The organism is Bacillus halotolerans (assembly GCF_004006435.1).
Classification (GTDB): domain Bacteria; phylum Bacillota; class Bacilli; order Bacillales; family Bacillaceae; genus Bacillus; species Bacillus halotolerans.
Genome location: NZ_CP029364.1, coordinates 979,602 through 1,001,604 on the forward strand (window position 1 = coordinate 979,602; position 22,003 = coordinate 1,001,604).

21 protein-coding genes are annotated in these 22,003 nt (G+C 44.5%); 5 read left to right on the forward strand and 16 right to left on the reverse strand.

Going from position 1 to position 22,003, the window contains the following annotated elements:
• The first annotated feature begins 96 nt into the window (after positions 1–96).
• The 3 genes from DIC78_RS04930 (at position 97) to lytF (ending at position 3,770) form a co-directional block, all read left to right on the forward strand.
• Positions 97–1,629: a mechanosensitive ion channel gene (locus DIC78_RS04930; protein ID WP_127695598.1), complete on the forward strand. Its 1,533-nt coding sequence runs from the start codon at positions 97–99 to the stop codon at positions 1,627–1,629.
• A gap of 111 nt (positions 1,630–1,740) precedes the next feature.
• Positions 1,741–2,181: a nitric oxide-sensing transcriptional repressor NsrR gene (nsrR, locus tag DIC78_RS04935; protein WP_010333538.1), complete on the forward strand. Its 441-nt coding sequence runs from the start codon at positions 1,741–1,743 to the stop codon at positions 2,179–2,181.
• 152 nt (positions 2,182–2,333) lie between these two features.
• Complete coding sequence (gene lytF, locus DIC78_RS04940; protein WP_101860902.1) at positions 2,334–3,770, forward strand: peptidoglycan endopeptidase LytF; 1,437 nt, start codon at positions 2,334–2,336, stop codon at positions 3,768–3,770.
• A gap of 42 nt (positions 3,771–3,812) precedes the next feature.
• Here lytF and DIC78_RS04945 read toward each other — a convergent pair whose 3' ends face one another.
• Positions 3,813–4,136, reverse strand: coding sequence for a YqzG/YhdC family protein (locus DIC78_RS04945; RefSeq protein WP_024120720.1), 324 nt, complete (start codon positions 4,134–4,136; stop codon positions 3,813–3,815).
• Positions 4,137–4,337: 201 nt separating this feature from the next.
• On the opposite strand from DIC78_RS04945, the gene DIC78_RS04950 reads away from it, so the two are divergent.
• A complete protein-coding gene (locus DIC78_RS04950; RefSeq protein WP_024120719.1) occupies positions 4,338–4,580 on the forward strand; it encodes a YhdB family protein in 243 nt (80 codons plus the stop codon).
• 58 nt (positions 4,581–4,638) lie between these two features.
• On the opposite strand, the gene DIC78_RS04955 is transcribed toward DIC78_RS04950, so the two are convergent.
• The 15 genes from DIC78_RS04955 to DIC78_RS05025 form a co-directional block, all read right to left on the reverse strand.
• A protein-coding gene (locus DIC78_RS04955; RefSeq protein WP_127695600.1) for an IS3 family transposase occupies positions 4,639–5,789 on the reverse strand; the annotation gives its coding sequence in 2 pieces (ribosomal slippage) (positions 4,639–5,516 and positions 5,516–5,789; 1,152 coding nt in all).
• 97 nt (positions 5,790–5,886) lie between these two features.
• Complete coding sequence (locus DIC78_RS04960; RefSeq protein WP_127695602.1) at positions 5,887–6,411, reverse strand: NADPH-dependent FMN reductase; 525 nt, start codon at positions 6,409–6,411, stop codon at positions 5,887–5,889.
• Complete coding sequence (locus DIC78_RS04965) at positions 6,408–7,055, reverse strand: response regulator (RefSeq protein ID WP_127695604.1); 648 nt, start codon at positions 7,053–7,055, stop codon at positions 6,408–6,410. Before DIC78_RS04965 ends, DIC78_RS04960 begins: the two co-directional genes overlap by 4 nt.
• Before the next feature lie 17 nt (positions 7,056–7,072).
• Entirely contained in the window at positions 7,073–8,194 is a 1,122-nt protein-coding gene (locus DIC78_RS04970) for a GAF domain-containing sensor histidine kinase (RefSeq protein ID WP_106022493.1), read from the reverse strand.
• A 147-nt stretch (positions 8,195–8,341) separates the two neighbouring features.
• Complete coding sequence (locus tag DIC78_RS04975) at positions 8,342–10,087, reverse strand: phospho-sugar mutase (protein WP_127695606.1); 1,746 nt, start codon at positions 10,085–10,087, stop codon at positions 8,342–8,344.
• Between the two features lie 133 nt (positions 10,088–10,220).
• Positions 10,221–11,888: a glycerol-3-phosphate dehydrogenase gene (glpD, locus tag DIC78_RS04980; RefSeq protein WP_127695608.1), complete on the reverse strand. Its 1,668-nt coding sequence runs from the start codon at positions 11,886–11,888 to the stop codon at positions 10,221–10,223.
• Between the two features lie 144 nt (positions 11,889–12,032).
• Positions 12,033–13,523, reverse strand: coding sequence for a glycerol kinase GlpK (gene glpK / locus DIC78_RS04985; RefSeq protein ID WP_024120714.1), 1,491 nt, complete (start codon positions 13,521–13,523; stop codon positions 12,033–12,035).
• A gap of 18 nt (positions 13,524–13,541) precedes the next feature.
• Positions 13,542–14,366, reverse strand: a complete 825-nt coding sequence (glpF, locus tag DIC78_RS04990; RefSeq protein WP_095713748.1) for a glycerol uptake facilitator protein GlpF — start codon at positions 14,364–14,366, stop codon at positions 13,542–13,544.
• 170 nt (positions 14,367–14,536) lie between these two features.
• A complete protein-coding gene (gene glpP / locus DIC78_RS04995; protein ID WP_029441192.1) occupies positions 14,537–15,112 on the reverse strand; it encodes a glycerol uptake operon antiterminator GlpP in 576 nt (191 codons plus the stop codon).
• A 30-nt stretch (positions 15,113–15,142) separates the two neighbouring features.
• Positions 15,143–16,495 carry an aspartate aminotransferase family protein gene (locus tag DIC78_RS05000; protein ID WP_127695610.1) on the reverse strand — a complete coding sequence of 451 codons (1,353 nt, stop codon included), beginning with the start codon at positions 16,493–16,495 and terminating at the stop codon, positions 15,143–15,145.
• Positions 16,496–16,632: 137 nt separating this feature from the next.
• On the reverse strand, positions 16,633–17,547 hold the full coding sequence (locus DIC78_RS05005; protein WP_127695612.1) for an AEC family transporter: 915 nt from the start codon (positions 17,545–17,547) through the stop codon (positions 16,633–16,635).
• 114 nt (positions 17,548–17,661) lie between these two features.
• Positions 17,662–19,203, reverse strand: a complete 1,542-nt coding sequence (locus DIC78_RS05010) for a bifunctional GNAT family N-acetyltransferase/carbon-nitrogen hydrolase family protein (RefSeq protein WP_127695614.1) — start codon at positions 19,201–19,203, stop codon at positions 17,662–17,664.
• A 15-nt stretch (positions 19,204–19,218) separates the two neighbouring features.
• Positions 19,219–19,881 carry an HAD family hydrolase gene (locus DIC78_RS05015; RefSeq protein ID WP_106022498.1) on the reverse strand — a complete coding sequence of 221 codons (663 nt, stop codon included), beginning with the start codon at positions 19,879–19,881 and terminating at the stop codon, positions 19,219–19,221.
• Between the two features lie 122 nt (positions 19,882–20,003).
• Positions 20,004–20,426, reverse strand: coding sequence for a CBS domain-containing protein (locus DIC78_RS05020; protein ID WP_024120708.1), 423 nt, complete (start codon positions 20,424–20,426; stop codon positions 20,004–20,006).
• A gap of 136 nt (positions 20,427–20,562) precedes the next feature.
• Positions 20,563–20,958 carry a YhcU family protein gene (locus DIC78_RS05025; RefSeq protein ID WP_101863935.1) on the reverse strand — a complete coding sequence of 132 codons (396 nt, stop codon included), beginning with the start codon at positions 20,956–20,958 and terminating at the stop codon, positions 20,563–20,565.
• A 111-nt stretch (positions 20,959–21,069) separates the two neighbouring features.
• On the opposite strand from DIC78_RS05025, the gene DIC78_RS05030 reads away from it, so the two are divergent.
• A complete protein-coding gene (locus tag DIC78_RS05030) occupies positions 21,070–21,978 on the forward strand; it encodes an RluA family pseudouridine synthase (protein ID WP_127695616.1) in 909 nt (302 codons plus the stop codon).
• The last annotated feature ends 25 nt before the right edge of the window (positions 21,979–22,003 follow it).

Below are 22,003 nucleotides of genomic sequence, written 5' to 3' on the forward strand. Positions count from 1 at the left end.
CCGCCTGAAAAAAACTTGCCCTGCACATTGGCCTGTTTGCCAAATGTGTCAGTGGGTAAAAACAGACCATATTACGAAAAAAAGGAGCGATACCAATTGAATGCAGCAGACATGTTTTCTTCTTATCTCAGTAAATTGCCAAACCTCATCATTGCTTTGCTTGTCTTATTAATCGGATGGGCTATCGCCAAAATCATTGAAAAAGCGGTGTACAAAGGGCTCAGAAAAACAAAAATCGACGACAAGATCTTTGCTGAGAAAAAGCCGTCACGCTATTCATCGGAAAAAATCGTAAGCAAGGTCGTTTATTTTATCGCTTTGATTATCGTCTTTATTTTATTCTTTAACATTTTGCACCTGACAACAGTGGCTTCGCCTTTTGTCAGCATGCTTTCTGCTATTGCAGCAGCTGTTCCGAGCGTGCTGAAGGCCGGATTGATTCTGCTGTTAGGCTGGGCGGCAGCTTCTGTGTTAAGCTTTCTTGTCAAAAAAATCGGGATGAAGCTGAACACGAGCGAAAAACTGCGCAAATGGAACTTGGTATCTGAAGGGAAAGATATTCACCAGGCAGTTAACGCCGCTTCACAAATTGTCTTTTACCTCGTGCTGCTCATATTCTTGCCGGGAGTCTTATCTTCACTGAATATCAGCGGAATTTCAGGCCCGTTTACAAATATGATGGAAAGCGTACTCGCTTTTCTGCCGAAATTATTCGCTGCGGCGCTGATCGTTTTAATCGGCTGGCTCATCGCCCGTCTGGTCCGTGACATCATCACAAATTTCCTAGCAAGCATCGGTACAGAAAGATTCGCTGCTCGTATGGGGTTATCCATTTACTTAAAGGATACAAGCCTTTCAGCTGTCATCGGGACCATTGCTTATGTGCTGATTTTAATTCCGGTTGTCATTTCAGCGCTTGATCGTCTTGATGTCGCCGGCATTTCTCAGCCAGCCGTCTCTATGCTCAATACCATCTTAAACATGCTTCCGAATATCATTATCGCCATCGTACTGATTTTAGCCGGTATATGGGCCGGAAAATGGGTAAACACAATGGTGTCCGGACTGCTCCGCCGTGCAGGCTTTGATTCTTTATTAGGAAAAATGGGCGTAGAATCTGGCGCATCCGCAAAGCTGTCACTCTCCCAAGTTGTCGGTATGATTGCGCAAATCATTGTGATCCTGCTGTTTACAGCCGAGGCGCTGCAAATTGTTCAGCTGCATTTACTCGTTGAGATCGCAGGAGGCATCATCGCGTATCTGCCGAATGTCCTTGTCGCAGTATTTATCCTCGGAATCGGCCTTTACGCCGGAGAATTGGTGCGCAAGGTACTGGCCAGCATGATCAAAGGTCAGGAGTTCAAATCTTTAGCTGCGATTGCAAAGTATACAATCATCGCACTGGCTTTCTTTATGGCACTAGATCAGCTCGGAGTCGCTGACACAATTGTTAATTCCGCATTTATCATCGTGCTTGGCGGATTCGCACTTGCATTCGGTTTATCATTCGGTCTTGGCGGAAAGGATTTTGCTTCACGTTATCTTTCTAAATTCGAACGCAAAATTCAAAATACCGAGGTTGATACGAAAAACCGTTCAAAACAAAATCCTTCCAATGACATGAATTAAAAAAAAGCGTGTACCCAGCAGGGTGCACGCTTTTTTAGGGAAATTCCTTTTTTTTCATTTTATAATAGATTATGATAAGATATAGAAAATGTCTTATTCCGAGGTCTTAATATGAAGTTAACAAATTATACAGATTATTCATTACGAGTTTTGATTTTTCTTGCTGCAGAACGTCCCGGAGAACTTTCAAATATAAAACAGATCGCCGAAACGTATTCTATTTCAAAAAATCATCTCATGAAAGTCATATACAGGCTCGGTCAGCTCGGATATGTAGAAACGATACGCGGACGTGGAGGCGGCATACGTTTAGGCATGGATCCTGAAGACATTAATATTGGAGAGGTCGTCAGAAAAACAGAAGACGATTTTAATATTGTTGAATGTTTTGATGCGAATAGAAATCTCTGCATTATTTCTCCAGTGTGCGGCTTAAAACACGTGCTTAATGAAGCGCTTATGGCCTATCTTGCCGTTTTAAACAAATATACGCTGCGAGACCTTGTCAAAAACAAAGAGGAAATTATGCAGCTTTTGAAAATGAAGGAATAGTTGATGATTCCTTCTTTTTTTATGCCCTTTTTCCTGCTTTCTGTTAAGATAATATGACTGATTTTTAAAAAAGGCAAAACGATGAGTTGAATCTGCCGATATAAAAAAGAAACAGCATATTCAAAATCATTGGGGGAAAAAGGAGAGCTCAGATGAAAAAGAAATTAGCAGCAGGGCTGACAGCATCCGCGATTGTCAGCACAACACTAGCGATTACACCCGCTGAAGCAGCAACGATTAAAGTCAAAAGCGGAGATTCCTTATGGAAGCTGGCGCAAAACTACAACACAAGTGTAGCGGCCATCACATCCGCCAACCATCTTTCGACTACCGTCCTGTCAATCGGCCAGACGCTTACCATCCCAGGCAGCAATTCCGGCACTTCATCATCTTCTTCAGGCTCAACAGCAAAGAAGAGCGGAAATTCTGTTTACACAGTGAAAAGCGGCGATTCACTATGGCTGATTGCCAATGAGTTTAAGATGTCGGTACAGGAACTGAAAAAGTTAAACGGATTGAGCAGCGACATGATTCGTGCAGGGCAAAAATTAAAAGTATCCGGAAAGGTTTCTTCAAATTCCAGTTCCGGCACTTCAAGCAGCTCTAAATCGAGCTCAAGCTCATCAGCTTCGACTGGCACTTACAAAGTGCAGCTAGGTGATTCGCTTTGGAAAATCGCGAACAAAGTCAATATGTCCATCGCTGAATTGAAGGTATTGAACAATTTAAAATCAGATACCATTTATGTGAATCAAGTATTAAAAACAAAATCAGCGGGTTCTAATTCGTCATCCAAAGACAATTCATCCAAATCAAATCAATCAACATCAGCAACAACGAAGTACACCGTAAAAAGCGGAGACTCACTTTGGAAGATCGCAAACAAATATAACCTGACTGTACAGCAAATCCGAAACAGCAACAATCTGAAATCAGACGTTCTGTACGTCGGACAAGTGCTGAAGCTGACCGGCAAATCAACTTCCGGCACATCAACAACACCGTCTTCGTCAAATTCAAGCTCCGGCACAACGACGACTACATATACGGTGAAGAGCGGGGATTCCTTATGGGTGATTGCTCAAAAATTCAATGTGACAGCCCAGCAGATCCGGGAGAAAAACAACTTGAAAAACGATGTCTTACAAATCGGCCAGAAGCTCACGATTACAGGCAAAGCTTCATCTTCAAATTCAAGTTCCGGATCTTCAGGCAGCACGATCTCAACAAGCGCGAAGATTAACAAAATGATCGCGGCCGCTAAGGAGCAGCTTGGCGTTCCATATCGCTGGGGAGGAACGACACCGGCCGGATTTGACTGCAGCGGATTCATTTACTATGCGCTAAACAAAGTGACATCTGTGTCCAGATTAACGGCGGCCGGCTACTGGAACACCATGAAATCTGTCAGCCAGCCTGCAGTCGGAGACTTTGTCTTCTTTTCGACATACAAAGCCGGCCCTTCTCATGTCGGGATTTACCTCGGAAACGGGGAATTCATTAATGCCAACGACTCAGGGGTTGTCATTTCAAATATGAACAACTCATACTGGAAACAGCGCTACCTCGGAGCAAAGCGTTATTTCTAAAAACAAAACTGTATGGCCTTTGTCGGCTGTACAGTTTTGTTATTAAAGACGAAACACATTGATGCTGATCATATGTTTTGTCACAGGGTGAAAATATACTTCCGCACGCACAGAAAATGTTTCATCATTCTGTTTGACGGTCACCCGAAAGACATCCTTTGTCTGCTGGTCATTCACCTCGGTCCGCCCCATATAGGCGTAATCGGAAAAAGAAGCCCCTTTATATTCATCTTGAATTTTACTCCAAGCGAGCTGTTCCCACTTTTGAACAGACTCGTTCATGTTTTCTGAATGCCCTTTTGCAGCCATCGATAAGATGATGAAACCGCAAAACAGAAGCGCAATGGCATACGGCAGAGATTTCATGTTTTCAGTCTCCTGTACCCAGATTATTTTCATCTTAGGTTTTCCAAAACCGCTTGCTTCATTCAGACATTTTCATTTTATGTCTCCCTCATATTGCTACCCCAGTTCTGACGCAGACGCCAAGTTTTGCCCCGTCAATAACAGCTGATGCGGCATAAACTAATCCTGAACTTCTCACACAGGAAAGGAGAAGCGATTGATATGGATTATGCTGATTACGACAAAGCATTGTATTACACCCATCGTTCCCAATGGGATAATTTATTAATTTTAATGGTGCGGACAGAGGATGATTTGTTATCAAAACGAATTGAGCATTTTTTGCATGCATACCATTTTGAACAGGATTATGCTGTATTAGAAAAGGTGCTGTATTCTCTTCTCCGCTATATTGACCATGCCACTGAGCTGACATATGAGGATCAATTAGCGCTTCTCACATAAAAAAACCCCCGGTGTTTGGGACTGACCCCCGTTTTTGAGACAGGGATCAAAACACCTTTTATACAGCCAATTGCCGATAGCTTATCGGTGATTGGCTGTTTAGTTTCGTTTGAATACGAATGTTGTTATAATAATAAATGTATTCTTTGACAGTGCGTTCTACGATGGCGGTCGTGGTTCGATTAATGCTGTTAAGATAGAACGTTTCAGACTTTAGTGAGGAATGAAACGATTCGATGGAGGCATTATCAGCGGGCGTCCCTTTGCGGGACATGCTCATGGTAATGCCTTTTGTTTTAACAGCTTTCTGATACTCATAAGATGTATACACAGATCCTTGGTCACTATGTAACACGCAGTTCTGAGGCAGTGTTGGCAGTTGTTCAAGTGTGTTTAAGACAAAGTCTGTGTCCTGCTTATCTCCAATCGTGAAAGCAATCACTTCTCCATTGTATACATCCAATATACTGGAAAGGTACAATTGTTTCTGTCCATAAGGCAAATATGTGATGTCCGTTACTAGTTTTTCAAGAGGACGATCAGACTGAAAGTTCCGATTCAATATGTTATCGACCACGGCATATGGCTGCCCATTCTTCTTGCGCTTTTTCACCTTAACCCGGCACTGCCACTGATTTTTCTGCATGATACGCTGAACCGTTTTATGGTTAATACGCATTTCCTTTTTTAATATAGCTGTAATTTTTCGATATCCATATCGATACTTGTGCTCTCGGCACAACGTGCCGATTTGTTTTTCAAAATGGCACTTGGGATGATCTTTCATCAGGTTCTTCTTCCAACGATAATAAGACGCTCGTGAGATACCTAAATGAACACAGATATTCTGTACGGTCATTGTGCCGTGCAATACTTCTACAAGTTCGACTGACGTTTGGCTATCAACTTCCTTTCCAATTCGTTGTACTTTTTTAAAACTTCATTTTGTTGTCTCAGATAACGGTTCTCTGCCTGCAGTTTCTCTAATTCGGAAGAATACTCCGGACCTTTTCCGTAAGTGTATTGCTTACCAACAGGCTGTTCAAATCGATGTGTATCCCCAGCTTTATGCCATCTAACCCATGTCTGAACCTGCGTCTTATTCCTGATATTCAATTCCTGCATGATCTCTTTCATAGGCACGCCTGCCAATCTCATTTCTACAGCCTTCTGTTTGACTTCAATCGGATAACTCATTCTTGTTCCCATACAAAAAACACCTCCAAGTCTTATTTCGGATAACAACTATCCGTTTTCAAACTTGAAGGTGTTTTTTATTTGTCTCATCTTATGGGGTCAGTCCCGTTTAGACGCCGGGGGTTCCTGCATTTGCGAACATGTGCAATTCTTCCATCAGCTCTTTTATGCTGGCCGCCATGTGTTCCGTTACTGTTGCGTTTTCCACATCAATCGTTACCGGATCAAGCACAAGCTGCCTCGGAATAGCATTGGCATATAAGCCCCGCATCACGGTTCTCATATTTGTCAGCGCATTGATTCCGCCTTTTCCGCCGCCTGCTGCTGCCAAAAGAGCTACTGGCTTATATTTAAATTGTTCGCTGCTTAAAAAATCCAGTGCATTTTTTAAAGCGCCGCTCATGCCGCTGTGATATTCAGGAGATAGTAATACAATCGCATCCGCTTTGCTGACGCGCTGCTTCAGCTCTTGTACCCGCATAAGCTCGGCCTGTTCGGCTTCACCGTTAAATAACGGCAATATAAATTCGCTCAAATCAATCAAATCCGTTTGATACACAGATGAAATATAGGCTGCCGCAATTCTTGTCCTGCCATGTGTTCTCGGCGAGCCGCTAATCACTAATATGTTCACTTTGTGGTCTCTCCATTCAGGTTGTATTTCACTGCAAAAAGCGCTGCTTGTGTACGGTCCGCCAGCTCAAGCTTTGCTAAAAGATTAGACACATGGGTTTTTACTGTTTTTTCTGAAATAAACAACGATGCTGCGATTTCTTTATTGCTTTTTCCGCAAGCAATTTCGTTTAGCACATCTCTTTCCCGCCGGGTTAATTGATAAAATTTTTCTTTTTCCGGTTCATTCTGTTTTTTCATATGTGTCAGGACATGGGGCATAATAGCTGAAGACAGCATATATTCGCCTGAATCAACCTGTCTCAGTGTTTTCACCAATTCCTCCGGCTCCGTATCCTTTAGCTGATACGCCTTCGCTCCTGCCTGAAGCGCAGGGATTACATGCTCCTGATCAGAGTAGCTCGTCAGCACGACGATATGGACACCGGGAAATTGCTGTACTGCTTTTTTTGTTGCTGCTATTCCATCCATATCCGGCATCGACAGATCCATCAGAACGAGATCAGGCTTTGTTTCTTCGATGACACGGAGGGCCTCAATTCCGGTTGCCGCTTCTCCGACAACTTCAATGTCGTCCTTGGTGGCAAAGAAAAAACGAAGCCCCTTCCGGACAACATGGTGATCATCCGCTATTACAATTCTCATCTCACTGTCCTTCCTTTCTAATTGGTAAGCGGAAGTCTGACAGACAGCTTCGTGCCAGCTCCAAGCTCTGACTCAATGAAAAATTCCGCGCCGGCTTTTTCTGCCCGCTCTTTCATTCCTTTGATGCCAAGTGAAGGCAGGCCGTCGTGCGCTTCATAACGAAACCCCGCCCCATGATCAATAATATCCAGTTCTGCATAGGACGAAGAAGCAGTAATTCTGACATACGCTGTATCAGTCCCGGCATGCTTTTTGCAATTATTGAGGGCTTCCTGCACGACACGCCACAGCATATGCTCCTCTTCATCACGAAGGGCCGGACATCCTTTTTGTGTAAAGACGACATTCAATCCGATCAGAGTGCCGTAGCTTTTAATGGCTTCAGCCAGCCCTTTTTCCAATCCTCCGGGACGAAGCTGCCAGATTAAGGACTTCATTTCAGCCAGCGCGTCCTGCGTTAACGTTTGAATAAAATCAATCATTTGCTGCAGGGTCTCTTCTTGTGTTAATGTCTTTGCCGCTTTTGCTGTTAAACTGACGGAAAACAGCATCTGGTTGACTGAATCATGCAGCTCCTGAGCGAGACGGTTCCGCTCCATTAAAAGAGCGTTTTTTTGTTTGTATTCAGCAAGCCTCATCCGCTGTATCGCCGTTCCGATCTGAAAAGCAACCGCCTCCAGCAAATGAAGCTCCTCCTCATCAAAAAGTGTCTTTCCGGCCGCCGCCACATTTAATAAACCAAACCGTCTGTCTCCATCTTCTAAGGGAACGGTTGCATGATGCGTAATCCCTTCTGTGTCAAAACAATGCAGCTCTTCAGCTGATTCTATGCGTTTACAGTTCATAATATTGGCTGCTTTTCTAAGTCCGCCGTTATTGAATTTCGTCAGGCAATAGCACTCCCCTTCACACATCAGCACTTTTTCCCTGCGGCTTAAAGCAGGCGGCAGGTATGCGTCTGCTGCTAACGTATAGGAACCGTCCTCTTCAATGAGAAAGATCCATCCAGACTGAAGATTCGTTAAGCTCAGCAATTCTTTTAAAACTTCATTCAGCGTTGCTTTGACATCGTGTCCTTGATTCAAAGTCTCGGCAATGGTTTTCAGTGTTCTTAATTTTTCCACCCTCGGTTTGGTCACGTCTCTCACTCCGGCTATGGTTATTATCTAAGATTATACCAGTTTTTTGAATATTGTTACTTCACATGAAGGATGATTTTCTTTCAGACTTTTGGATGAGAAATAGAAAAAAGCTGGATCACATTGCGTGATCCAGCTTTTTTAGAATTACTTTGCTGTTGCTTCGACAATTTCGTCAACTGTCTTCATGACATCGTCAGAAAGTGCGGCAAGACGCTGTTCACTGTCTTGTAGGGATGTTCCTTTTACGGCGAAATAAAATTTGACCTTCGGCTCAGTACCAGAAGGACGGAGGCAGAACCAAGATCCGTCTTCCAAGAAGTATTTCAATACATTTGATTTTGGCAGGTCGATGGCTTCTTCTTTATTTTCCGTCAAAACCATCCGTTTGCTTACAGCGTAATCCTCTGCTGAGACAACCTGTTTACCGGCCATTGTTTGCGGCGGATTTTGTCTGAAGGAAGCAAGAATCGCTTCAATCTGCTCCGCTCCCTGTTTTCCTTTCAGCGTCAGTGATTTCAGCCCTTCACGGTAAAAACCATATTCTTTGAAGATATTCATTAACGCTTCGTATAATGACGTTCCTTGTTTCTTATAGAACGCGCAAACCTCAACTGCCAAAAGTGCGGCCTGAATGGCATCCTTGTCGCGGGCGAAATCTCCGATTAAATAACCATAGCTTTCTTCATATCCGAATTGGAAAGTGTACTGGCCTGAGGCTTCGTATTGTTTAATCTTTTCACCGATAAACTTAAAGCCCGTCAGTGTATCAATCGTATCGAGTCCGAATGAAGATGCGACATCGCGGCCGATTTCACTTGTTACGATTGTTTTGAGAACGACGCCATTCTCAGGCAGGATTCCTTGTTTTTTCTTTTCAGAAAGCAAATAATGAAGCAGCAACGCGCCGGTTTGGTTTCCTGTCAGCACTGTATATTTGCCTTCATCATTTTTCACCGCAATGCCAAGGCGGTCCGCATCCGGATCTGTTGCAATAAGAATATCTGCATTTTGCTCTTCGCCGAGCTTAATAGCGTATTCAAATGCAGCATGCTCTTCCGGGTTCGGAGATGTTACAGTTGAAAAGTCCGGATCTGGCCGTTCCTGTTCCTTCACGACCGTGACATTTTGATAGCCTAGGGCTTCGAGCCCGCGTCTGACCGGTTTGTTTGCGGTTCCATGCAGCGGAGTGAAAACCACTTTCACATCCACTTCTCCGGATAACTCAGGATGAAAGGAAATAGATGTCAGTTTTTCAGTATAGACCTTATCAATCTCTTCACCGATGATCTTTATTAAGCCTTTTTCTTTTAACGCTTCTTCATCATCGACCGTGATTGTCAGTTCATTTTCGATGGCGTTTACCTGCTCAATGACGATGTCTGCTTCCCGCGGAGGCAGCTGGCCGCCGTCATCACCGTACACTTTGTACCCATTATATTCAGGCGGGTTATGGCTAGCCGTCACGACAATTCCTCCGTAAGCGTTCAGTTGTCTGACAGCGAATGACAGCTCCGGCGTCGGGCGAAGCTCATCAAATACGTACGTTTGGATGCCTTGTGTAGCAAGTGTTTTTGCCGCTTCCATCGCAAACTCCGGTGACTTATGGCGGGAATCATACGCAATGACAACGCCCCGTTTTTTCGCTTCCTCACCCTGCTGCAAGATGTATGCCGCAAATCCCGCTGATGCCTTGCGCACCGTGTAAATATTCATCCGATTCGTACCGGCGCCAATTTCTCCGCGCATACCCCCAGTTCCGAATTCAAGGTTTTTATAGAAGCAGTCTTCAAGAGCCTGATCATTCCCCTCTAATTCAGTGAGGAGCTTTTTTAATTCAGGATCTAAATTTTCTGTCTGTTTCCAGCGTTCATAGCTCTTTCTCCAAGTCATAATTCGTCCTCCTATGTATCAGCCATATGCCATTATTTTAATATGAAGAGAGCGTCTCTGTCACTTGATATCTTGAGATCTGACGCTTTCTGGCTCATAAAAGAAATAACGGGCTGCAGACAGCCCGTTATTTTTATTGTTCGACCGGTACAACCGCATCGTGTAATAGCTTGTTAAGGTTTTCTGTATGTTTGTTTTGCGTCTGCTTATCCCACTGGAATCGCTCGCTCATAAAATCAATAACGGCGTCTTTATATGTTTTTACCCAATTGATATCAAAAAATAAACGTCCCGTTCTGCGGACAAAGAAGTCAGCAGGCGTTGCAGTCAATTCTTCTTCGATGCTGTATTCTGCCTCGGCAAGGATATGAACCGGGATATTTCGCTTCGCAGCCTCGTCTTTCAGTGCCTCGACCCGATTAAAGACACGCTCTACGTTGGAGCCGTATCTGATAGCCAGCTGTTTCGCATCTTTTTCTGATAAGCCGGCCGCAATGCCTTCTTTCGTTTTCGCCGTCACGAAGGATGCAAGGTTTTTAGAACCGCCGACGTGCCCGCCTGAAATCGGCATGTTTTTCGTTTTGCATGGGCCGAAATCCTTTTCGCCTTCCTCTTTTAATCGATCACGAACAAGATCGACAATGTGCTCCGCCATTTTTCTGTACCCGGTCAGCTTACCGCCGGCAATAGTGATCAAGCCTGAATCTGACGTCCAAATTTCATCTTTGCGTGAAATCTCGGAAGGGTCCTTTCCTTCTTCATGAATGAGCGGACGCAGGCCAGCCCAGCTTGATTCGATATCATCAGCTTTAATATTCAGTTCCGGGAACATGTAATTGATTGAATTGATGACGTAATCGCGATCCTCAGTTGTCATGCGCGGATGCTCCAGGGCCTCTTTGTAAACGGTATCGGTTGTGCCCACGTATGTTTTGCCTTCACGAGGAATAGCAAACACCATGCGGCCGTCCGGTGTATCGAAATATACCGCTTGTTTCAAAGGAAAGACAGATTGGTCAAATACAAGGTGAATACCTTTTGTATGCTGAAGGTGCTTTCCGTTTTTAGAATGGTCTTTTTCTCTGAGCTGGTCTACCCAAGGGCCTGTCGCATTGACGATTTTTTTCGCGTATACTTTATATTCTTTTTTCGTCAAAACGTCTTCAATTAATACACCGACTGCTTTGCCTTTTTCATAAAGGAGTTCTTTTACTTTGGAATAATTCACAGGCTCTGCCCCGAATTTGACTGCTTCCTTCATGACTTCGATTGTCAGTCTCGCATCGTCAGTGCGGTATTCAACATAGTAGCCGCCGCCTTTTAAGCCGTCTTTTTTCACCAAAGGCTCTTTTTGCAGCGTTTCTTTTGCTGAAAGCATGCTTCTGCGTTCTGATTTTTTTACGCCGGCTAAGAAGTCATAAACTCTTAAACCGATAGAGGTTGTGAATGAACCGAATGTGCCGCCTTTATGAAACGGAAGCAGCATCCATTCCGGTGTGGTAACGTGCGGGCCGTTTTCATAGACAATCGCCCGCTCTTTCCCTACCTCAGCGACCATTTTCACTTCAAATTGTTTTAAATAGCGCAATCCGCCATGAACCAATTTTGTTGATCTGCTTGATGTTCCAGCCGCGAAATCCTGCATTTCGCTGAGTGCGACCTTCATGCCCCTTGATGCCGCGTCAAGAGCTGTACCAGCTCCTGTAATTCCTCCTCCGATAATAAATAGATCATATGTTTTTTTCGTCATGTCTGTCAGCATGCGATCCCGCTCAAGACTTGAAAATTGATTTTTCATTATTACGTTTCCTCCTTGTTGTCACGGTAAGTAAATAGAAAAAGAGACCACAACAGCCAAAGTGCATGTTCACACTTTGGTGCTGTGGTCTCTCCTCATCTCAGGACCGTTCTTATTAACTTGTAACCATTATAACATACTCTTATTTTATTTAAAAGCCATAGCTGCTTTAACGGCTTTTTGCCAGCCTGTATACAGCTCATTTCGTTTTTCTTCTTCCAATTTAGGTTCAAAACGCTTATCCAGATTCCACTGGTTAATAATTTCAGAACGATCCTTCCAGAACCCCACAGCGATACCTGCCAAATATGCCGCGCCAAGCGCAGTTGTTTCATTGATTTCCGGTCGTTCCACAGGCACATCCAAAATATCCCCTTGAAACTGCATCAAAAAGTTATTTTTAACAGCGCCGCCATCCACACGAAGCGTTTTCAATGAAATGTTAGAATCCGCTTCCATTGCATCAAGCACATCTTTCGTCTGATAAGCCAATGACTCCAGCGTGGCACGGATAAAATGTTCTTTTGTTGTGCCTCTTGTCAGGCCGAAAACTGAACCGCGCACATCGCTGTCCCAGTAAGGCGTTCCCAAGCCGACAAAGGCCGGAACGACATATACGCCGTCAGTTGAATCAACTTTCTCCGCGTATGATTCGCTAAGCGAAGAGTCCTGGAACATTCTCATTCCGTCTCTGAGCCATTGGATGGCTGAGCCTGCGACAAAAATACTTCCTTCTAAAGCATATTCAACTTTACCGTCAATGCCCCAGGCGATTGTTGTCAGCAGCCCGTGTTCCGACTTAATTGCTTTTTCCCCTGTATTCATCAGCATGAAACATCCTGTGCCGTATGTGTTTTTCCCCATGCCTGCTTCAAAGCACGCCTGGCCGAACAGCGCGGACTGCTGGTCGCCTGCCGCTCCAGCAATCGGAATATTTTTTCCGAAGAAGTGATAATCAACTGTCTCCGCATACACATGAGAGGACGGTTTCACTTCAGGGAGCATTGATTTCGGAACGCCTAAAATCTCAAGCAGCTCATCGTCCCATTTCAAATCGTAAATATTAAACATCAGCGTTCTTGAGGCATTGGAATAATCCGTCACGTGGGCTTTTCCGCCTGACATTTTCCAAATGAGCCATGTATCAATCGTTCCAAACAGCAGCTCGCCTTTTTCCGCTTTTTCTCTTGCGCCTTCCACATTGTCTAAAATCCATTTCACCTTCGTGCCAGAAAAATATGGATCTATCAAAAGGCCTGTTTTCTCTCTGAATGTATCATTATATCCTTTTTCACGAAGCTCCTCGCAGATTCCAGACGTCTGTCGGGACTGCCAAACGATCGCATTATACACAGGCTTTCCTGTATCCTTATCCCAAACAACCGCTGTTTCCCTTTGGTTGGTAATGCCGATTCCGGCAATTTGAGAAGCGCTGATTCCCGATTCAGAAATGACTGATGCGATAACAGCAAGGACAGATCCCCAAATTTCATTTGCATTATGCTCAACCCATCCTGGATGCGGGAAGTATTGTGTAAATTCCTTTTGAGCGGAGTGAACGATTTTGCCTTCTTTATTAAACAGAATCGCTCTTGAACTTGTTGTCCCTTGATCTAAGGATAAAATGTAAGTTTCCATAAGATGTCTCCCCTTTGCTTAAATATATTTTGAATTTGATAGTGTTTTAGCTGCATGTTTTTTCGTATAGCCATAGAGTCCTAACAATACCACAACCAATACAACGCTTACAATCCAGAAACTGCTTGTAATCTGCCCCTGAAACGCGGCGCTGTAAAATACACCGCCGAATGATCCGCCCAAAATCGGGCCGGCAACAGGAACCCATGCGTACTTCCAGTTTGATGAGCCTTTCCCTGGAATCGGCAGAAGTGCGTGGGCAATCCGCGGACCTAAGTCGCGGGCGGGATTAATTGCATATCCCGTGGTTCCTCCAAGAGAAATACCGATAGCAACGATGAGAAAACCGACGATTAAAGGGTTAAGTCCCTCTGTAAACTCATTTGCCCCAATCGCCAAAATTCCAAGCACAAGGACAAATGTCCCAATAACCTCACTTAAAACGTTTGCAAACGTATGCGGAATGCTGGGTCCGGTTGAAAAAACACCCAGCTTGGCAGCCGGATCATCGGTAGACTTCCAATGCGGCAGGTAATGAAGGTAAACAATCACCGCACCGATCATTGCTCCGATCATTTGCGCCGCAATGTAAACCGGAACCTCTTTCCACGGAAAATCACCAACAAAAGCAAATGCTATCGTTAACGCGGGATTGAGATGGGCGCCGCTGATGCCGCCGACCGCATAAGCGGCCATTGCCACACCTAATCCCCATCCAAATACAACAACAATCCAGCCAGATTGATATGAAAGCGATTTCTTCAAATTGACTCCTGCACAAACACCTGCGCCAAAAATAACAAGCAGCATCGTACCGATTAGTTCTCCCCAAAATGCTGTCATAGATAATTCCTCCTAAGGTTGCGATTAAGAAGTATGATAGAGAATAAAAAAACCACAACAAACCGCTTTACGGATGTATAACTTTTACCGTAAAGAGCTGCTGTGGGTCTCCGGATTCTCCATCACATTGTATTAACCTAGTTCAATTGTATCAGTGGATGAAAGCGGTGTCAATCACTTTCTGTCAAAAAGTTTTCATATTTTTTCCATAATTTGGTGTTAGATGTGGTGACAGCAACGGCACCAGCTTTCAGTGCCTGTTCTACATCTTGTTCTGTGCGGATGAAACCTCCCGCAAAGATAGGGATACCTGTTTTCTCTTTAATTTCCTGAATAAGTGACGGCACGATGCCCGGCAGCACTTCAATGAAGTCAGGCTTATGCTTGCCGACAAACTCCATGCTTTTTTCCATTGCGCTTGTATCAAGCAGAAACAAACGCTGGATCGCATAGATTTTCTTCTGCTTCGCTTTTGCAATCACGTTTGATCTTGTTGAGATAATCCCCGCTGGCTTGATATCCTGGCAGATAAATTCCGCTCCGTATTCATCATGTTTGATCCCTTGGATTAAATCGACATGCACCATCATCTTCTTCCCGTGCTTTTGCGCCTCTCTGATCACGCCCTTTAATTGTCCGAGATGAATATCAAGTATCACGCCGTACGAAAACGAGCTGTTTAAAAACTCATCAAATTGCTTCATATTACGAATAGCCGGTAAAATAGGCTGGTTGTGAAAACTCATAGTGTGCTCCTTTAACAAATCACTTTTGTATCAAATCGTCAGTATGCTTTCCTTCACCGTTTTTACGATAAATGCAAGGTCTTCTTCTGTCAGACAAAATGGCGGGGCGAGCTGAATGACATTGTTATATCCGGCGACTGTATCGCCGTTTTTGCCGATGATCAGCCCTTTCTCTTTGCATGCCGCAACCACTTGGTTCACTTGGTCAGCGCCAGCCGGCTCTTTAGTCAGCTTATCTTTGACAAGTTCGATTCCGACCAGCAGCCCTTTTCCCCTTACATCTCCTACTGCAGAGTGTTCTCTCAACGACTGAAGCTCACCTAAAAGCTTTGCTCCGAGATCGCGGGATCGCTGAATCAGCTGTTCATCCTCCATAATTTGCAGGTTTTTCAAAGCCAATGCGCAGGCTGCCGGGCTGCCGCCGAATGTGTTGACGTGGCGGAAACGGTCATAAGGAGCTTCTCCTTGGTATGCTTCAAAAATCTCCCGTTTAACTGCGGTCGCTGACAATGGCAGATACGCGCTTGTAATCCCTTTCGCCATTGTAATGATATCGGGCTTCACGCCGTAGTGCATAAATCCGAACGGCTCGCCAGTCCGCCCAAATCCGCAGATGACTTCGTCACAAATCAGCAGGGCGCCGTGGCGGCGGCAGATTTCCTCCACTTTCTTCATATATCCGTCCGGCGGCATTAAAATGCCTCCGCCAGTAATAATGGGCTCCATAATGACACCGGCAATCGTTTCGCTTAATTCCCATGTCATGATGCGGTCAATTTCATTTGCGCTCTCTAGCGTATCGGCGTCTTCAGGATTTCGGTAGACATCAGGCGGGGCGGCGTGCAAGAATCCTTGGCTTAACGGTTCATATTTATATTTCCGCTGTGCCTGGCCGGTTGCAGAGAGTGCTCCCAACGTATTGCCGTGATAGGCTCTATATCTAGAGATGAATTTATAACGGCTGTGGTCGCCGTTTTCCAGATGGTACTGGCGAGCGATCTTAAAAGCGGTTTCATTTGCTTCCGATCCGCTGTTGGAAAAGAAAATCACATAATCGCCGCCAAGCCACTCATTCAGCTTCTCCGCCAAGTGAATCGCAGGTGCGTGACTTTGCGTTAACGGGTAATACGGCAGTTCCTTTAATTGTTCATAAGCAGCCTCCGCAAGCTCTTTTCTGCCGTAACCAATATTAACGCACCACAAACCGGACATCGCATCAAGATAGCGGCGTCCGTCTATATCAGTCACCCATGCTCCTTCCGCCTTTTGGGCAATCAGACTGTCCGCTTGATGCGCTCCCTTCATAGCATGCCACACGAATTGCTCATCCTTTTGCTTTAATCCCTGATTTTGCTGAATGTTTTCCATCCCCATCATCTCCATTTCATTAGCGTTCAATAAATAAATTGAAACAGACCTTCTCTTATGTGATGTCTAGGTGATGATTTCCCTGACTTCAATATAAAGCCAGACGACAAAGGAGTCAATAAACCGCCGGGTAATTAAAACATCCTCTTTCATCAAGAAGAAAGAGGATGCAGCATCCAAAGCAGGACCGGCAAAGTGACTATGCTCAGCATTGTGCTGATAAAAGTGGCACTGGAAACGACTTCGGGCCTTGTATTAAACTGAACGGCCATTAAGGTCGTATTGGCAGCGGTCGGCATGGCCGCTACGAGAATCATAATTTGCTTCGTCATGTCATCCACAGGCAAAATCAATGTGAAGGCCAGCGCAATTAACGGTGATACCATCAGCTTCAGCAGCAGAGAATAAGAAATTTTTCTGTATTCAATATTCCTGAAAGAGATCAGCGCAAGCTGCATGCCAAGAATAATCATGATCGTCGGAATCGTCGCATTTCCGACCAGTTCAATGCCTGTCATTAACTCTTTAGGGATTGAAATATGCATAAGCTGAAGTATTGCGCCTAAAAGTGCTCCGTACGCCACAGGCATACGGATAACCCGAGTCATCACCGTTTTACATCCGCCTTCCTCCGAACCGCCCTTTGCAGCGTAATACATGCCGATAGTACTCATAATTAACTGTTGCAGCACCATTAACACAACAGCCGTATCCAGCCCCGCCGTCCCAAACACAAGCAGTACGACAGGCGTGCCATAATTGCCGTTATTCATAAAGGCTGATGAGAGAATCATGGCACAGCGATCTTGGTTCGGATACCCATGAAAAAAGGATAAAAAGGAGACCAACAGCACAAGAACCAGGCATAGACCCAGCACAAAAATAGACAGATACACATAGTCCATCGTCAGCTCGTTTGAATAAAACGTATCAAAAGCCAAAAAAGGAGACATTAAATATAAGGACATTTTGGACAGTGTCTGAATATCAAAACCGAGTGTTTTCTGTCCGATATAACCAATTGCGAAGATTCCGAAAACAGGAACTAAAACAAGCAGAAACTCCATAGGGCACCTTCTTTTCCGATGTACACACATTTATTTCTATTTTAAAGAAAGCACGGAAGCGTTTCAATTCCGTTTTTTTTAAAAAAAGCCCGCCAATTCAGGCGGGCTTTCGCATTATTTTTTATAGTGAATATGATAAATATCGCGGCGTCTGTCTTTGAGCTGACGCACTGTTCCGTTTTGGCGCTGTCTTCTGAGAATTTCTAAGTCAACATCGCCAATGACGACCATTTCAATATTCGGGTTGGTTTCCCCAACGATGCCGTCTCTTGCGAATTCAAAATCAGAAGGGGCAAAGATGCCGGACTGAGCATATTGGATATCCATATTTTCCGTTTGCGGCAGGTTTCCAACCGTTCCGGAAATGACGGTATAAATTTGATTTTCGACTGCTCTTGCCTGTGAACAGTATCTGACACGCAAGTAGCCTTGGCGGTCTTCCGTACAAAATGGCGTAAAAATAATTTTTGCGCCTTTATCGGCCGCAATACGGGCAAGCTCAGGAAACTCAATGTCATAGCAAATTTGGATCGCAATTTTCCCGCAGTCCGTATCAAACACACGTACCTGGTCGCCCGCGCTGATTCCCCACCATTTCCGTTCATTCGGCGTAATATGCAGTTTATATTGCTTCTCAATCGTTCCATCGCGTCTGAACAGGTAGGCGATATTATAAATTTTCCCTTCCTCTTCTACGAAATGAGATCCGCCGATAATGTTGACATTATACTTAACAGCCAAGTCTGTAAACAGACTGATGTAATCCTCAGTATACTCGGTAATTCTCTGTACCGCCAAGCTTGGTGAACGTTCCTCAAGGAAGGACATCAGCTGGGTTGTGAAAATTTCCGGGAACAATGCAAAATCAGACCTCGCGTCAGATGCGACATCGACATAGTACTCTACTTGATTCGCAAATTCCTCAAAGGAATAGATTTTTTTCATTTCGTATTGAATGACACAAATTCTCACAGGGAAGGCCGATTTATAATAACGCTTTGTCTGCTGCGGCAGATAATCGACATTATTCCATTCCATCAGCGTCGCATATTTGATTGAAGCTGTATCATCCGGGAGATAATCCGGGTTAATCCGCATCAGGGTAAAGCCGTTCATCAGCTGAAAAGAAAGGACAGGATCGTAAATTTGATGGCGTGTTACCTGTTCAACATACTCTCTCGCAGTCATTTCATCAGCATATTTATGATAGTTCGGTATCCGTCCGCCTATGATGATGCTTTTCAGATTTAAACGTCTTGCCAAATCCTTTCTTGCCTCATACAAACGATGGCCGATTTTCATCCGTCTGTAATCAGGATGCACCATGACCTCGATCCCGTACATGTTTAAGCCATCCGGATTGTGATTGGTGATGTATCCGTCATCTGTAATGTCCTGCCACGTATGGCGGTCATCATATTCATCAAAATTAATCAGGAGGCTTGAGCACGAACCGATAATTTCACCTTCGAATTCTGCACAAAACTGCCCTTCCGGAAAATGCTCCAGATGGCTGATTAAATGCTCGCGCTTCCACGGCTCCATGCCTGGAAAGCAGTCCTTTTGAAGGTCGATAATGTTGTCGATATCTTTCTCTTCGATATTACGGATGACCATTTTCTTTTCAAAACGGGTCAAATCTAATTTCTCAGACAATCTACTCGCTCCTTTCTAGTTTTGTGCATTCAGATGATCAAGCAATAGGGCGAGCTCCATCTCCGCCATTGATTCGAGCCTGTGATCATATTCTTCAAACATCAAGGTGCCTGTTACTTGATTCGGAACGATGACACACTTCATGCCCGCTCGCTTGGCAGCAATCGAACCATTGACGGAATCCTCGAATGCGAGGCATTCCGACGGCGATACTCCAAGATTCTTTGCCGCTAACAAATACAGCTCGGGATTGGGCTTGACCTCTTCTACATCATCAGCTGTCTGAATCACTTCGAATTCGTCAAACAGGCCAAGTTGCTTCAAATGGCCGGATACCCATTTATAATCTGAGCTGGAAGCCAGTCCTACTTTTAAGCCTAAATCCTTTGCCGCATTCAGATACGCTTCAACACCAGGTCTCGCTTTTTCTGTTTCCATGCGTTTTGCAAACCGGTCTCTTCTCAGTTTTGTCAGCTCTTCATGGTTCAGCTTTTTGCCTATCTGCGCTTCTAAGTATTCAAATGGCCGAAATCCCGCCGCTGTTCCGATAACCTTGCCCCAAACGGATAACGGCAGAACTGAGCCATGTTCCTCAAAAATTTCCTGAAGGACTTCATATTCATGTGTTTCTGTATCAAGAATAAGCCCATCAAAATCAAAAATTAACGCTTTTATCACTGCGTACAACTCCTTTGGCCCGAATTGAGACATATGTATACACTATACCCCGAAACGTCTCTGCTTTCAAAAAGTAAGGGTTTATGTGAAGAAAGAGCCTGCACATTGCAAGCTCTTTCTTATTAATGCAAGTTTTGATGAGAAATGTTTGTCAGCGCTTCTCCAGCAGACTCGTTCGACATCTGATTGACAGCCAGGTCTCCAAGCGCAACGATCCCGACTAGATTGTTTTGATCTACAATAGGAAGGCGGCGGATTTGGTGCTGGGCCATCAGATGCGACGCGTCTTCCAGACTCATATTAGGATTTCCTGATACGAGGTCTGTTGACATCACTTCTGAAACGGGTGTCTGGCCATCTCGGCCTTGAGCTGTGGTTCTCAATGCAATGTCACGGTCAGTCAGCATTCCTTTTAAAACACCTTGCTCTACCACGGGAACCGCCCCGACGTTATGCTGTTTCATCAGAGAAGCCGCTTCCTGAATCGTTTGATTCGGAGAAACGGTTGCTACCTGCGTTGTCATTGAATGTTTAACTGAACTCATTGGTCAGCACCCCTTTCAATCATTAGTATGTTCAGACACCGGATGATTAAAAAGGGAGTTGCAGGAAAGGTTTTGTGGTATGATTTCTCTGATGCAAAAAGAGCTTTTCTCGAAACGGAAAAGCTCTTGCCGCAGATTATATCAGCCTTCTGTGACCCGAAAAGGCATTGTTTGTTTTCGGTTGAAAATCATATAAAGCAAACGGAAAATATACTCCGCAATCATTCAGCATCTTGCTGTTTTTATCAAAAATGGCTTGATCACTCAAGTCATCGTGCGGTGAAGGCTTTGTCAGAATAATATGTATCATTTGCAGACAAGCCATAATTTGAAAAGCTTCTTTTAATGTTCCTTGGTAATATTGGTTATTTAAAGACAGAACGCCTTTCTTTTTAAAGCGCTGAATGTCCAGTTCGGAGAAATAAAGAGGAAATACATGATGGAAAAGCTCCATTGACAGTTCCTTGATAAAGCTTTCCTGTTCTTCAGTTGCTGCGTTCACGATTCTCACGTCTATCACCTTTCTTGCCATCGAATATCCAAAGTCTTTCTCAAGAATATCACAGAAAAAAACGCGAAAGCTAAGGTAAGTGTTTCCTATGAGAAGCAGCGGCCTTTCGCGCAAAAAAGGAGCCATTTGATCATGAAAGAAAAAGGCAAAGGGCTAGAGCTGATAATCAGTGAAAAACAGGACGGACAATGGCTGTTTTCTGTGCTGAAAACAGAGCTCAAAGCTTCTAAACCCGTTATCCAAGAATGGATGACTTATCACAATATAAAGGTCAATCACGAGCCTGTCAAAAACAACATACTCGTAAAAAAGGGTGACCGCCTTTTTATTGATCTTCAGGAAAACGAAGAGTCCTCCGTCATACCTGAGTATGGAGAGCTTGATATTTTATTTGAAGACCGCCACATGTTAATCGTCAATAAACCAGCTGGTATTTCCACTCATCCCAATGAAGAAGGCCAAACCGGCACACTCGCCAATTTGATCGCATATCACTTTCAGGTGAATGGCGAAACAATCAAAGTGCGCCATGTCCACCGTCTTGATCAGGATACATCAGGCGCTGTCGTATTCGCCAAGCACCGTCTGGCGCATGCCATCTTAGACCAGCAGTTAGAGAAAAAAACGCTGAAGCGTACGTATCTCGCAATTGTTGAAGGAAAACTGAAACCGAAAAAAGGCAAGATCGATTCGCCGATTGGAAGAGACAGATCACATCCGACAAGACGGCGGGTTTCGCCAGGCGGACAAGCCGCCGTCACCCATTACCGTACCCTTTCTATCAATGCGAGAGAACAGCTCTCGCTTGCTGAATTAGAGCTGGAAACAGGCAGAACACATCAAATCCGTGTGCATATGGCAAGCATCGGCCATCCGCTTACTGGGGATACACTTTACGGAGGCGGGACCCAATTTCTTAACAGGCAGGCACTGCATGCCAAAAAGGTACAGGCTGTTCATCCAATTACCGAAGAGCTGGTCGTTGCCGAAGCACCTCTTCCCGCTGATATAGAAAGCCTTTGCCATACGTATTTATCATGAAAGAAAAGCCGCAGGGATTGTCCTG